The sequence below is a fragment of the Streptomyces sp. NBC_01077 genome (assembly GCF_045162855.1).
Lineage (GTDB): Bacteria > Actinomycetota > Actinomycetes > Streptomycetales > Streptomycetaceae > Streptomyces.
In genome coordinates this window covers 2,109,385-2,122,018 of sequence record NZ_CP108669.1, presented here as the reverse complement: position 1 = coordinate 2,122,018, position 12,634 = coordinate 2,109,385, and the positions used below count along the sequence as shown (strand labels likewise).

At 72.4% G+C, this 12,634-nt stretch carries 14 protein-coding genes; 9 read left to right on the top strand and 5 right to left on the bottom strand.

What is annotated here, in order from left to right:
• Positions 1-34 precede the first annotated feature (34 nt).
• Entirely contained in the window at positions 35-493 is a 459-nt protein-coding gene (locus OG462_RS09420; RefSeq protein ID WP_406056340.1) for a group II truncated hemoglobin, read from the bottom strand.
• A 173-nt stretch (positions 494-666) separates the two neighbouring features.
• On the opposite strand from OG462_RS09420, the gene OG462_RS09415 reads away from it, so the two are divergent.
• The 7 genes from OG462_RS09415 to OG462_RS09385 all read left to right on the top strand — a co-directional run bounded on the left by OG462_RS09415 (position 667) and on the right by OG462_RS09385 (position 6,689).
• Positions 667-1,512: a HipA family kinase gene (locus tag OG462_RS09415; protein WP_406056338.1), complete on the top strand. Its 846-nt coding sequence runs from the start codon at positions 667-669 to the stop codon at positions 1,510-1,512.
• Positions 1,509-1,892 carry a DUF3037 domain-containing protein gene (locus OG462_RS09410; protein WP_406056336.1) on the top strand — a complete coding sequence of 128 codons (384 nt, stop codon included), beginning with the start codon at positions 1,509-1,511 and terminating at the stop codon, positions 1,890-1,892. The genes OG462_RS09415 and OG462_RS09410 overlap by 4 nt, the downstream gene beginning before the upstream one ends.
• Positions 1,893-2,097: 205 nt before the next feature.
• A complete protein-coding gene (gene fabG, locus OG462_RS09405; protein WP_406056335.1) occupies positions 2,098-2,859 on the top strand; it encodes a 3-oxoacyl-ACP reductase FabG in 762 nt (253 codons plus the stop codon).
• A gap of 28 nt (positions 2,860-2,887) precedes the next feature.
• On the top strand, positions 2,888-3,655 hold the full coding sequence (locus OG462_RS09400; RefSeq protein ID WP_406056333.1) for an SDR family oxidoreductase: 768 nt from the start codon (positions 2,888-2,890) through the stop codon (positions 3,653-3,655).
• A 148-nt stretch (positions 3,656-3,803) separates the two neighbouring features.
• On the top strand, positions 3,804-5,381 hold the full coding sequence (locus OG462_RS09395; RefSeq protein ID WP_406056331.1) for an ABC transporter substrate-binding protein: 1,578 nt from the start codon (positions 3,804-3,806) through the stop codon (positions 5,379-5,381).
• Between the two features lie 80 nt (positions 5,382-5,461).
• A complete protein-coding gene (ung, locus tag OG462_RS09390; protein WP_406056329.1) occupies positions 5,462-6,145 on the top strand; it encodes a uracil-DNA glycosylase in 684 nt (227 codons plus the stop codon).
• A gap of 70 nt (positions 6,146-6,215) precedes the next feature.
• Positions 6,216-6,689, top strand: coding sequence for a hypothetical protein (locus tag OG462_RS09385; protein WP_406056328.1), 474 nt, complete (start codon positions 6,216-6,218; stop codon positions 6,687-6,689).
• Between the two features lie 40 nt (positions 6,690-6,729).
• On the opposite strand, the gene OG462_RS09380 is transcribed toward OG462_RS09385, so the two are convergent.
• The 3 genes from OG462_RS09380 to OG462_RS09370 form a co-directional block, all read right to left on the bottom strand.
• On the bottom strand, positions 6,730-7,212 hold the full coding sequence (locus OG462_RS09380) for a hypothetical protein (protein ID WP_406056326.1): 483 nt from the start codon (positions 7,210-7,212) through the stop codon (positions 6,730-6,732).
• Between the two features lie 165 nt (positions 7,213-7,377).
• Positions 7,378-7,905 carry a DinB family protein gene (locus OG462_RS09375; RefSeq protein ID WP_406056324.1) on the bottom strand — a complete coding sequence of 176 codons (528 nt, stop codon included), beginning with the start codon at positions 7,903-7,905 and terminating at the stop codon, positions 7,378-7,380.
• Positions 7,906-7,993: 88 nt separating this feature from the next.
• Positions 7,994-8,662: a TetR/AcrR family transcriptional regulator gene (locus tag OG462_RS09370; protein WP_406056323.1), complete on the bottom strand. Its 669-nt coding sequence runs from the start codon at positions 8,660-8,662 to the stop codon at positions 7,994-7,996.
• Between the two features lie 91 nt (positions 8,663-8,753).
• Here OG462_RS09370 and OG462_RS09365 point away from each other — a divergent pair, with 91 nt between their 5' ends.
• Together OG462_RS09365 and OG462_RS09360 are read left to right on the top strand one after the other, a co-directional pair.
• Positions 8,754-9,947, top strand: a complete 1,194-nt coding sequence (locus tag OG462_RS09365; protein ID WP_406056321.1) for an FAD-dependent monooxygenase — start codon at positions 8,754-8,756, stop codon at positions 9,945-9,947.
• Positions 9,948-10,001: 54 nt separating this feature from the next.
• A complete protein-coding gene (locus OG462_RS09360; RefSeq protein ID WP_406056319.1) occupies positions 10,002-10,907 on the top strand; it encodes a Gfo/Idh/MocA family protein in 906 nt (301 codons plus the stop codon).
• Here the strand turns inward: OG462_RS09360 and lnt are convergent.
• Positions 10,831-12,555, bottom strand: a complete 1,725-nt coding sequence (gene lnt, locus OG462_RS09355) for an apolipoprotein N-acyltransferase (RefSeq protein WP_406056317.1) — start codon at positions 12,553-12,555, stop codon at positions 10,831-10,833. The genes OG462_RS09360 and lnt overlap by 77 nt on opposite strands.
• Between the last annotated feature and the right edge of the window lie 79 nt (positions 12,556-12,634).

The window sequence follows — 12,634 nt, the reverse complement described above, 5'->3', positions numbered from 1 at the left end:
CCTAACAAAGCACTACTAGGAGGCGTCCTGCCGATCAGGCGAGGCCGTCCCAGCCCCAGCGCGGGGTGGGGCCGGGGTCGCCGAGGTCCGTACCCGGGGCCGAGGCAGAGACGTCCTTGGCGATCCGTGTGCCCCAGTCGAAGTACTCGACCACCCGGCGGCGCAGCAGCGCGTCGTCCGGCAGCTCCTTCTCGACGGCCACCGTCATCAACTCCATCCAGCGCAGGCGCTGTTCCTCCGTGATGCCGAGCCCGAGATGGGCGCGGAGCAGGGCCTGGTGCCCGCCGAGCCCGGCCGTGAACTCGGCGGGTCCCGAGAAGACCTCCGCCAGCCACACGGCGACGTGCTCGATGTGGGCGGCGGTGAAGTCGGCGAAGACGGGTGCGAGGAGGGGGTCGGCCAGGACTCCCTCGTAGAACGTCTCGGAGAGCCGGCGCAGCGCGTCGGCTCCGCCCACGGCCTCGTACAGGGTGTTCGCGTGCTCGGCGGTCATGGAGGGCCTCCGGGATCCGGGATGTGGCCTCCCAGCTTTCCCGCAACACGGCCCGGATCCAAGGATGTTCGCTCTCGGCGGGGCGAGGAGCCGCAGTCGTCCGCACGCCGGGGCGCGGGCCCGTCCGGGCCCTGGCAGACACCGGGTGGGCCCGGAGCGCCTAGCCTGGGCGAATGCTTACAGAAGTGACAGCGACCCGCTATGTCACCCCCTTGCGTGAGGGCGGCTCGCTCCCCGGGATCGTCGAGGCCGACGACCTCGGCACGTACGTCATGAAGTTCACCGGCGCCGGCCAGGGCCGCAAGACCCTGGTCGCCGAGGTCATCTGCGGGCAGCTCGCCCGCAGGCTCGGTCTGCGGGTGCCCGAGCTGGTCACCATCCAGCTCGACCCGGTCATCGGGCTCTCCGAGCCCGACCAGGAGGTGCAGGAGCTGCTCAAGGCGAGCGGCGGGCTCAACCTGGGCATGGACTTCCTGCCCGGCTCGCTGGGCTTCGACCCGCTGGCGTACGAGGTGGACCCGGCGGAGGCGGGCAAGGTCGTCTGGTTCGACGCGGTCATCAACAACGTGGACCGCTCCTGGCGGAATCCGAACATGCTCGTCTGGCACGGCGACCTGTGGCTCATCGACCACGGTGCCACCATGATCTGGCACCACAACTGGCCCGGCGCCCAGGCCTCCGCCGCCAAGCCGTACGACGCCTCCGACCACGCGCTCGCCCCGTACGCGCCGGACATCGCCGCCGCGGCCGACGAGCTGGCGCCGCTGGTCACCCGTGAGCTGCTCGACGAGGTCGCCGCCGATGTGCCCGACGAGTGGCTCGTCGACGAGCCCGGCTTCGGCAGCACGGACGAGGTGCGCGCCGCCTACGTCGCGGCCCTGCTGCCGCGCGCCGCCACCATCCACGAGCGGATCACGCTCGGCCCGCGTACCGAGAGCCGGCCGCAGCAGGCGCCCGGCTGGCTCGCCGAGCGCCTCGCGCCCCGGACGCACTCCACCGAGAAGGACCGCACCCCGTGACCGACCGTGATGTCTTCGAGTACGCGCTGCTGCGCGTGGTGCCGCGGGTCGAGCGCGGCGAGTGCTTCAACGCGGGTGTGGTCGTCTACTGCCGCGCCCGGTCCTATGTGGCCGCCCGTACGCACCTGGACGAGGCGAAGCTGGCGGTGCTCGACCCGGCGGCCGACGTGACCGGGGTGCGGGCCGCCCTGCGCGCGGTCGAGGGGGTCTGTCTGGGCGGGGACGCGGCCGGTCAGGCCGCGGGGGACGACGCCGGTCGGCGCTTCCGCTGGCTGATCGCGCCGCGCTCGACGGTCGTCCAGCCGGGGCCGGTCCACACGGGTCTCACCGCCGACCCGGAGGCCGAGGTGGAGCGGCTGCTCGACCTCCTGGTGCGCTGAGCGCGCCCGCCCACCCACTCCCCGTTTCCGCGCCCGGCGACGGGGAGTGACCGGGTGCACCCGGTGGGCCGTTGACACCGGGTGCCAGGGCTTCTAGCGTCTCGTTCTGCGGACGATACTAAGCGGTCGCTCATGTGCGGGACGCAGGAGCGGGTGACCGGTTCGACCGCGACCAGGGACGATCCAAGGGCGAGGAGAACCAAGCATGTCCACCACCGAGCAGCGCGTAGCCGTCGTCACGGGTGCCGCACGGGGTATCGGGGCCGCCACGGCCCTCCGCCTCGCGGCCGAGGGCCGCGCCGTCGCCGTACTCGACCTCGACGAGGCGGCCTGCAAGGACACCGTCGAGAAGATCACCGCCGCGGGCGGCAGGGCCCTCGCGGTCGGCTGTGACGTCTCCGACAGCGCCCAGGTGGAGGCCGCCGTCGCGCGTGTCGCCGCCGAGCTCGGCGCGCCGACGATCCTCGTCAACAACGCGGGTGTGCTCCGCGACAACCTGCTCTTCAAGATGTCCGAGTCCGACTGGGACCTCGTCATGAACGTGCACCTCAAGGGCGCCTTCCTGATGGCGAAGGCCTGCCAGAAGCACATGGTGGACGCGGGCTTCGGCCGGATCGTCTCGCTCTCCTCCTCCTCGGCGCTCGGCAACCGCGGCCAGGCCAACTACTCGGCGGTGAAGGCCGGCCTGCAGGGCCTCACCAAGACCCTCGCCAAGGAGCTCGGCAAGTTCGGCATCACCGCCAACGCCGTCGCCCCGGGCTTCATCGTCACCGAGATGACCGCGCAGACCGCCGAGCGTGTCGGCATGGGCTTCGAGGACTTCCAGGCCGCCGCCGCGTCCATGATCCCGGTGCAGCGGGTCGGCCGCCCCGAGGACGTCGCCAACGCGATCGCCTTCTTCGCGGGCGACGACGCCGGCTTTGTCTCCGGCCAGGTCATGTACGTGGCCGGCGGCCCGCTCAACTGACGACCGGCAGCGAGAGGAAGAGGCAGACATGACCGCACAGGCACGGCCGGAACTGTCCGGCAAGGTCGCCCTCGTCACCGGCGCGAGCCGGGGCATCGGCTACGGCATCGCCGAGGCGCTCGTCGCCCGCGGCGACCGGGTCGTCATCACCGGACGGGGCGAGGAGGCCCTCAAGGAGGCCGTGGAGCGCCTCGGCGCCGACCGGGCGATCGGCGTCCCCGGCAAGGCCCACGACGAGGCCCACCAGGCCGCCGCGGTGCAGGCGGCGATGGACGGCTTCGGCCGGGTGGACTTCCTGATCAACAACGCCGGTACGAACCCGGTCTTCGGCCCCATCGCCGACCTGGACCTCGGGGTGGCCCGCAAGGTCTTCGAGACCAACGTGGTCTCCGCCCTCGGCTTCGCCCAGCGGACCTGGCACGCCTGGCAGAAGGAGCACGGCGGGGCGATCGTGAACATCGCCTCGGTCGCCGGCGTCTCCGCCTCGCCTTTCATCGGCGCGTACGGAATGAGCAAGGCCGCGATGGTCAATCTGACCCTGCAGCTCGCCCATGAATTCGCCCCGCTCGTGCGGGTCAACTCGATCGCCCCGGCGGTCGTGAAGACCAAATTCGCGCAGGCGTTGTACGAGGGCCGGGAGGCGGAGGCGGCCGCCGCCTATCCGCTCGGCCGGCTCGGTGAGCCCGAGGACATCGGCGGCGCGGCCGCCTTCCTGACCTCCTCCCAGTCGGAGTGGATCACTGGCCAGACCCTCGTCGTCGACGGCGGGATTTTCCTGAACGCCGGAGTCGGGTGACCGATAATCGGACACTTTCCGGATTCGCTGTCCGGATTGAACCCGGTTATACGTCGAATGCCTCAAGTGCCCCGTCAGGCTCGAACATTGACCTGGCGGGGTGCTGCGGTATCGTCGGCCGACCCGTGGCTGAACGAGGAGCGTGCACGTGTTCAACCGGACCAGTCTGCAGGCCGCTGCAGCCCTTGTGTCCATATCCCTGGTATCCGGATGCAGTGTCTTCTCGGACAGTGATTCCGCCGGGGATCAGAGAATCGTCGTCGGTACGACGAGCTCTCCCACCACGCTTGACCCGGCTGCCGCCTGGGACAATTCCTGGGAGCTCTTCCGGAATGTCTTCCAGACCCTGGTGAGTTTCCCGACGGGCAGTACGACCCCGGATTCCGATGCCGCGGACTGCAAGTTCTCGGACACCTCCAGCCGGGTCTTCGAGTGCAAGCTCGTGGAGGGCCTCACGTTCTCCAACGGGCACAAACTGGACGCCAAGGCCGTCCAGTACTCGATCGAGCGCATCCGCACGATCAACCACAAGGGTGGCCCCAACGGCATGCTCGGCTCGCTCGACAAGATCGAGACCGTCGGCGACCGGACCGTCGTCTTCCGGCTCAACAAGTCGGACGCCACCTTCCCGTTCGTCCTCGCCACCCCGGCGATGTCCCTCGTGGACCCGGCCGAGTACCCGGCGGACCGGCTCCGCAAGGACGGCAAGGTCACCGGATCGGGGCCGTTCGTCCTCGACTCGTACACGGAGCGCGAGTCGGCGGAACTGACCAAGAACCCCACGTACAAGGGCTTCGCCGACCGTAAGAACGGCGGCGTCACCATCCGGTACTTCGACGAGTCCGACGCGATGGTCGCCGCGCTCAAGAAGAACGAGATCGACGCCACCTACCGCGGCCTCACCGCCGAGGAGGTCGTCGCGCTCCAGGACGACAAGCCCGAGAACAAGGGTCTGCAGATCGTCGAGTCGACCGGCGCCGACATCCGCTACCTGGTCTTCAACACCCAGGACCCCTCGGTCTCCAAGCTTCCCGTCCGTAAGGCCATCGCCCAGATCGTCGACCGCGACGAACTGGTCAACAAGGTCTACCAGGGCACGGCCGAGCCCCTGTACTCCATGGTGCCCAAGGGCATCGCGGCCCACACCACCAAGTTCTTCGACCGCTTCGGCGACCCGAGCGCCAAGAAGGCCGAGAAGCTCCTCACCGACGCCGGCATCACCGAGCCCGTCGAGCTGACCTTCTGGTACACCACGGACCGGTACGGCTCCTCGACGGCCGCCGAGTTCAAGGAACTCAAGCGCCAACTGGAGGAGTCCGGCCTCTTCAAGGTCACCATCCAGGGCAAGCCCTGGAAGGACTTCCAGGCGGGCTACCAGAAGGGCGAGTACCCGGTCTTCGGGCGCGGCTGGTTCCCCGACTTCCCGGACCCGGACAACTTCGTGGCGCCGTTCGTCGGCAAGGAGAACGTCCTCGGCACGCCGTACGTGAGCCCCAGGATCACCGGCGAACTCCTCCCGAAGTCCCGCCGCGAGAGCGACCGTGCGACCGTCACGGACGAGTTCGTGGAGGCGCAGGAGATCATGGTCCAGGACGTCCGGCTGCTGCCGCTGTGGCAGGGCAAGCTGTACATCGCGGCCCGCGAGGACATCGGCGGCGGCGAGCGCGCGCTCGACCCGCAGACGGTCATGCAGCTCTGGGAGCTGAACCGCCGGGCCAGCTGGTAGGAGCCTGCGGGGGCCACTGTCAGTGGCCCCCGGTAGGTTCTGGGACGTAGATCAGGAACGTCCACCGGAGGTTGTTGACCGTGACCGACACCAGCATGCTGCCCGAGTCCTGGCGGGGTGTTCTCGGCGAGGAGCTGCGGAAGCCGTATTTCGCGCAGCTCACCGAGTTCGTCGAGGAGGAGCGCGCCAAGGGACCGGTCTTCCCCCCGAAGGACGAGGTGTTCGCCGCTCTCGACGCCACCCCGTACGACAAGGTGAAGGTCCTGATCCTCGGTCAGGACCCCTACCACGGCGAGGGGCAGGGGCACGGCCTCTGCTTCTCCGTCCGGCCCGGGGTGAAGACCCCGCCCTCCCTGCGGAACATCTACAAGGAGATGCAGGCCGAGCTCGGCCACCCGATCCCGGACAACGGCTATCTGATGCCGTGGGCCGAGCAGGGCGTCCTCCTGCTCAACGCCGTGCTGACCGTCCGCTCCGGCGAGGCGAACTCGCACAAGGGCAAGGGCTGGGAGAAGTTCACCGACGCGGTGATCACCGCCGTCGCCTCGCGGCCCGACCCCGCCGTCTTCGTCCTCTGGGGCAACTACGCGCAGAAGAAGCTGCCCCTCATCGACGAGGAGCGGCACGTGGTGGTGAAGGGCGCCCACCCCTCGCCGCTGTCGGCGAAGAAGTTCTTCGGATCGCAGCCCTTCACCCAGATCGACGCGGCCGTCGCGGCCCAGGGACACGAGCCGATCGACTGGCGCATCCCGGACCTCGGCTGAGCCTCGGCCCGATCCGGGCCCGGTGCGGCTAGCGTCGGCTCTCCCAGTGGGTGAGCGGGTGGAGGTCGCGGTGACCGAGCAGCAGCAGGTGTCGGACGACGGGGTCATGACCAGGATCGGGCAGGCCATGATGCTGCTCCACGGCGGTGACCGCGAGGAGGCCCGCAACCGCTTCGGGGTGCTCTGGCAGCAGATCGGCCCCGACGGGGACCCCCTGCACCGGTGCACCCTCGCGCACTACATGGCGGACGCCCAGGACGACCCCGACACCGAACTGGCCTGGGACCTGCGGGCCCTGAGTGCGGCCGAGGGCCTCGCGGAGGAGCGGCTCGCCGAGCACGGCTCGGCGGTCGCACTCCGGGCGCTGTACCCCTCGCTCCACCTCAACCTGGCCGCCGACTACGTCAAGCTCCAGCGGCCCGACGCCGCGCGGGTCCATCTGGACCGGGCCCGCGCCGCGTCCGACCACCTCGACGACGACGGCTACGGGAACGGGGTGCGGGCCGCGATCGAGCGCCTGGAGCTGCGGCTCCGCGCGATGTAGGGGCCGACGGCGGGGTGGGTGCCCTCGGTCCGCGGGCGCCTCAGCGACCGTAGGTGCCGTGGCAGATTCTCGACTGGTCGCTGCCGGGGGCCCAGCCGCCGTACCGCTCGCCCAGGTCGCAGACGTCCGCCCGGGAGACCGGCGGGTTCTTCGGCAGGCCGGCCAGGTCCGGCAGCTCGGGCAGCGGCGGCCGGGTCACCGGGCGCGGCTGCGCACGCTGCCGCGGTACGGACTCGGGGTGCGGCGCCTCAGGGCGGGGCGGGGCCGCTGCCCGCCGGCGTACCTCGGACGGGGGTGTCGCGCGGGGCGTGGCGGACGGCGGGGGAGCGGGCAGCGCCGCTTCGAGGGCCTCGCGGGCCGGTCCCTCGACGATCTGCGGGGCCACGTCCTGGGCGGGGCGTACGGTCTCCGCGGCGGGCGCGGGGGTGGGCGCCGACGGCGGGGTGTCCACCGAGACGCAGCCCGTCAGGGCGGCCACGGCCGCCCCGACCAGGATCTTCACTGTGGTTCGGGTTCCATGCACCCGCGCCACTCTGCTGGTCCGGTGGTGATCTTCGCGCCCCTACCGGTGGGGAATGCCCCGCACGGGTGCCGACGCGGGACCGGCCTTGACCCGGTGGGTCCTTGGCCGGCCCCTTGGTGGCCTCTGGCCAGTCCCTTGAGGGCCCCCTGGTCGGCCCCCGGTGGGTCAGTCGCCGGTCGCGCCGTCGATCCGTTCCCGGATGAGGTCCGCGTGCCCGTTGTGGCGGGCGTACTCCTCGATCATGTGGAGGTAGATCCAGCGGAGGTTGAAGGGCTCCCCGCTGCGGTGCTCGCCCTCGGCCAGGTCGTCGAGACCGTGCCCGGCGGCCAGGGTGCGCGCGTGGGCGATCTGCGCCTGCCAGGTGGCGTACGCCTCTTCGTAGGTGTCCGTGTCGGTGACATGGAGGTCCCGGTCGCGGTCCTCCTCGGTCGAGTAGACCCGGCCCGCCTTCTCGCCGGCCAGGACGTTGCGGAACCAGCCGTTCTCGACCTCGGCCATGTGGCGGACGAGGCCCAGCAGTGTGAGGTCCGAGGGCGGGGCGGAAGGCGTGCGCAGCTGGGCGTCGTCGAGCCCCTCGCACTTCCTCGCGAGGGTCGCGCGATGGAAGTCGAGCCACTGCTCCAGCGCCTCGCGCTCGCCCGAGACGGTGGACGGTTCGACGCGGAGGACGGATTCGGTGCGTTGGGTGGTCATGCGCGGCATCGTCCCCCACGATCATCGGCCGCGCCACCGTTTTCCCGTGGGCCCCGGGGCTGTCCGGCGGATCAGGGAAGGACAGGCCTCAGGCGCTTCGGCTCCCGAGCATGCCCCGCAGCAACTCGTCGAAGCCGGTCCGCAGTTCCGCGCGGCTCGGCACGGCCGCGTGGAAGGAGCCGGCGGCGCAGGAGAACATCAGCCCCTCGCACCAGGCGATGAGGGAGAGCGCGTGCCGCTCGGGCTCCGGTGAGCCGGCCGCCGCCGTCATCGCGACCAGGGGGCCGTGGAAGACGGAGCCGGCGGTGTCGAAGAAGGCGCGGAGCTCGGGGCGACGGGTGGCCTCCAGAGCCAGTTCGTAGCGGGAGACGAGCAGCGCGCGGTGGTCGGTGAGATAGCGGTGCAGGGCGAGGGAGAGCGCGTCCGCGAGGGAGTCGATGTCGACGAGCGACGGTTCGGGTGCCTCGGGCCGGTCGGGCGCGCCGCCGGCGCCCGGCATCTCGTCCGGGGTCAGGACCCGTGACTCCAGCTGCACCTGGCGTCGTACGGCCGTCTCCAGGAGGGCCTGGCGGGTGCGGGCGTGGTTCGACGTCGACCCCTGCGGCAGCCCCGCCCGTTCGTCCACCGCGCGATGGGTCAGGCCCCGCATGCCGCGCTCCACGAGGAGGCCCAGGGCGGCGTCGCCGATCCGGTCCGCCCGGGAGGCGGGGGAGCCGGAGGGCTCGGGAGGGGTGGCCGGGGGAGTCGATGCGGTCATGGGGACAACCTACTACCGACCCGACTACACCTGTAGTACGGTCGCTTCGCCGGGCGTACTACACCTGTAGTTCCCGATCCGAGGAGCAGCCATGGAACAGCACCGTGCCGTCATCGTCGGAGCCGGCATCGGCGGACTCGCCGCCGCCGTCGCCCTCCACCGGAACGGCTGGCAGGTCACCGTCCTGGAGCGCGCCGCCGACCTCACCCCCGTCGGCGCCGGCATCGGCCTCGCCCCCAACGCCCAGCGCGCCCTGGACGTCATCGGCCTCGGCGACCGCGTCCGCGCCCTCGCCGCCTGGCAGGGCGACGGCGGCATGCGCGCCCCCGGCGGCCGCTGGCTCGCCCCTACGAACGCCCAGGCCGCCGCCGCGCGCTTCGGCGGGCCGCTCGTCCTCCTCCACCGGGCCACCCTCGTCGAGATCCTCACCTCGGCCCTCCCCGACGGGACCGTCCGCACCGGAGCGGCCGCCACGCTCGTCGACCCCGGCGACGACCACTGCCCAGCCCGCCTCACCACCCCCGGGGGCGAGATCGAGGCCGCACTCGTCGTCGCCGCCGACGGCATCCGTTCCGCGACGCGGCACACCCTCTTCCCCGAGCACCCCGGCCCGCGGTACGCCGGCTGCACCACCTGGCGGGTCGTCGTCCCCGCCCCCGGGCGGCCGTTCGCCCCGCACGAGACCTGGGGCGCCGGACGCCTGTGGGGCACGCAGCCCCTCAAGGACGGCCGGATCTACGCGTACGCGATGGCCGCCGCCCCCGCCGGCGGCCGGGCGCCCGACGACGAGAAGGCCGAACTCCTGCGCCTCTTCGGGGACTGGCACCACCCCGTCCCCGAGATCCTCGCCGCCGTCGACCCCGCCCAGGTCCTCCGCCACGACGTCCACCACCTGCCCGACCCGCTGCCGGCCTTCCACCGGGGCCGGGTCGTGCTCCTCGGCGATGCCGCGCACGCGATGATGCCGAGCCTCGGCCAGGGCGGGAACCAGGCGATCGAGGACGCCGTCGTCCTGGCCCACCACACCGGTGCGGCACCCGACTTCGTCCCCGGCCGCGCGCTCGCCGCGTACACCGCCGACCGCCTTCCCCGTACCACCGCCATCGTCCGCAAGGCCGCCCGCACCGGAGCCGTCACCCTGCTCTCCGCCCGCCCCGCCGTCGCCCTGCGCGCCACGCTCGTCAGCGCCGTCTCCCGGTTCGGCCCGGGCCTCGTCCTGCGCGGCTTCGACGGCATCGCCGACTGGCGGCCGCCGGTGGCCCCGGCCCGGCCCGGCGTAAGCTGACCAGCGCGAACGGCCCACACGTACAGGGCCTGTGGACACGACGAAGGAGACCCCGTGAAGGTTGGCTGCATCGGACTCGGCGACATCGCGCAGAAGGCCTACCTTCCGGTCCTCGCCACCCTCCCCGGGGTCGAACTCCACCTCCAGACCCGCACCCGCGCGACGCTCGACCGGGTCGCCGAAACCCTCCACCTGCCCGCCGCGCAGCGCCACGGCGACCTCGACTCGCTGCTCTCCGCCGGACTCGACGCGGCCTTCGTCCACGCGCCGACCGCCGCGCACGCCGAGATCGCCGGCCGTCTCCTCGACGCGGGCGTCCCCACGTACGTCGACAAGCCCCTCGCGTACGAGTACGCCGACTCCGAGCGGATCGTGGAGCTGGCCGAGAAGCGCTCGGTCAGCCTCGCCGTCGGCTTCAACCGGCGCCTCGCCCCCAGCTACGCCCAGTGCGTCGAGCACCCGCGCGAGCTGATCCTCCTTCAGAAGAACCGGGTCGGCCTGCCCGAGGACCCGCGCACACTCGTCCTCGACGACTTCATCCACGTCGTCGACACCTTGCGCTTCCTCCTCCCCGGCGAGATCGAGCACGTCGACGTACGCGCCCGGATCCGCGAGGGGCTCATGCACCACGTCGTGCTCCAGCTCTCCGGAGACGGCTTCACCGCCATCGGCATGATGAACCGGATGAACGGCTCCACCGAGGAGATCCTCGAGGTCTCCGGCCAGGACACCAAGCGCCAGGTCCTCAATCTCTCCGACGTCGTCGACCACAAGGGTCAGCCGACCCTGCGGCGGCGTGGCGACTGGGTGCCGGTGCCCCGCCAGCGCGGGATCGAGCAGGCCGTACTGGCCTTCCTCGACGCCGTACGCGACGGCCGGGTGCTCAGCGCGCGGGACGCCCTGCTGACCCACGAGCTGTGCGAGCGCGTCGTGCGCGAGGCGCTGACCCAGGCCTCCTGAGCGCGCCCGCGCCCTCGGCGGCGCACACCGCGCCCACCACGGCGAGTGCCCCGTACAACGGCCAGTCGCCCCACCGGACGTAGCCCGTCGTCGTCGTCGAGAGCGGCAGCTCGCGGACGGCGACGGCGCTCGCGTCCGTGCCGAGCACGGGCCCGATCCGGCGCCCGTCGGGGCCGTACGCCGCGCTGACCCCGGTGAGCGTCGCGTGTGCGACGGGCCGGCCGGTCTCCGCCGCCCGCAGCGCGGCCAGGGAGGCGTGCTGGGCGGGCGCCCAGCTCTCCTGGAAGGTGCTGGTCGACGACTGGACGACCAGGAGCCCGGCGCCGTCCCGGACGAGGTGCCGGCTCATGTCGGGGAAGGCGGACTCGAAGCAGACGAGCGGGCCGATCCGCAGGGCCGGGGCGGTGCCGCCGCCCGTGGCGGGCAGCGTCATCACGACCGGAGCGGTGCCGCGACGACGGTCCTCGTCGGCGGCCTTGCCGAACGACGTCACCCAGCCCAGCACACCGCGCGCGGGAATGTACTCGCCGAACGGCACGAGCCGCATCTTGTCGTAGCGCTGTCCAGTGAGCCCCGCCGGACCGACCAGGACAGCGCTTTTGAAGATGCCCGGGCGGTCGCCCCGGCGCGCGTCCACGTTCACCAGGATCGGCGCGTCGACCGCCCGCGCCAGGGCGGTGAGCCGGGCGGCGAGTTCGGGACGGTCGGCCGGGTCGGCCCCCACACCGCTCTCGCCCCAGACCACCAGATCGAGGCGCTGTCCGGCGAGCGAGCGGGTCAGCTCCTCGGCGCGGTCGAACCGGTGCTCCGCCCCGTCCGCCCCGCCGAACACCCCCGGCTGTACGAGGGCCACCCGCACCGTCCCGCTCACGCGCGGCGCCCCGATCCCCCACGCGGCCGTCCCCGCCACGAGCGCGCAGGCCGCGATCCCCGCGATCCCGACGGCACGCAGCCCCGGCGCGGCCACGAGCAGGGTCACGGCCGTGTTCGCCGCCACCACGAGCAGGGTCACCAGCCAGACCCCGCCGACCGAGGCGAGCCGCAGCGCCGCTGGAACCTCCCACTGGCTCGCGCCCAGCAGCCCCCACGGGCCGCCGAGGCCCTCCCAGGAACGCACCAGCTCGATCAGCAGCCAGCCGGACGGTACCGCGAGCAGGGCGACGGCGGCCCGCAGCGCCGACGGCGTTCCACCGAGCAGGGACCGTACGAGCCACCCCCACGGCAGCCAGAGCAGGCCGAGCAGCGCGGAGAGCGGAAGAAGGAAGAGGTGCAGGCTGGGTAGCAGCCAGTGATGGACGGCGAACACGAAGCCGATCCCGCCCAGCCAGCCGTCCAGGGCGGCGCGGCGCGCCCCCGGAGCCGTACGGATGAGGAGCAGCCAGGGGACGAGCGCCAGGTACGCCCACCACCAGAGGCCGGGGGCGGGGAAGGCGAGCGCGGGCAGCGCGCCGCAGCCGACGGCGAGGAGGGAACGGGCGAGGGCGCGGCGACGTGCGGGGGCAGGCGGACGAGCTGGACCGCGGTCCGGGTCGGGGTCCGGGCCAGGGTCCGGGGCGCGGTCGGCGTCCGGGGCGGCCGCGGCCCGGTCCGGATCCTGTCCCTGATCCTGGCCCCGGCCCGGCCATCGGTGCACGAACGGAACTCGCATGGCATGCCTCCGCCCTTGCCTTCAGTGTCGGGCGTGACCGGGTTCGGCGCGGCTCGGGGGGTCCGTCCCGGTGACCCGT

Coding starts and splice junctions, on each gene's coding strand:
- OG462_RS09420 (WP_406056340.1), bottom strand. CDS start 493: ATGACCGCCGAGCACGCGAACACCCTGTACGAGGCCGTGGGCGGAGCC.
- OG462_RS09415 (WP_406056338.1), top strand. CDS start 667: ATGCTTACAGAAGTGACAGCGACCCGCTATGTCACCCCCTTGCGTGAG.
- fabG (WP_406056335.1), top strand. CDS start 2,098: ATGTCCACCACCGAGCAGCGCGTAGCCGTCGTCACGGGTGCCGCACGG.
- OG462_RS09400 (WP_406056333.1), top strand. CDS start 2,888: ATGACCGCACAGGCACGGCCGGAACTGTCCGGCAAGGTCGCCCTCGTC.
- OG462_RS09375 (WP_406056324.1), bottom strand. CDS start 7,905: ATGACCACCCAACGCACCGAATCCGTCCTCCGCGTCGAACCGTCCACC.
- OG462_RS09370 (WP_406056323.1), bottom strand. CDS start 8,662: ATGACCGCATCGACTCCCCCGGCCACCCCTCCCGAGCCCTCCGGCTCC.
- OG462_RS09365 (WP_406056321.1), top strand. CDS start 8,754: ATGGAACAGCACCGTGCCGTCATCGTCGGAGCCGGCATCGGCGGACTC.
- lnt (WP_406056317.1), bottom strand. CDS start 12,555: ATGCGAGTTCCGTTCGTGCACCGATGGCCGGGCCGGGGCCAGGATCAG.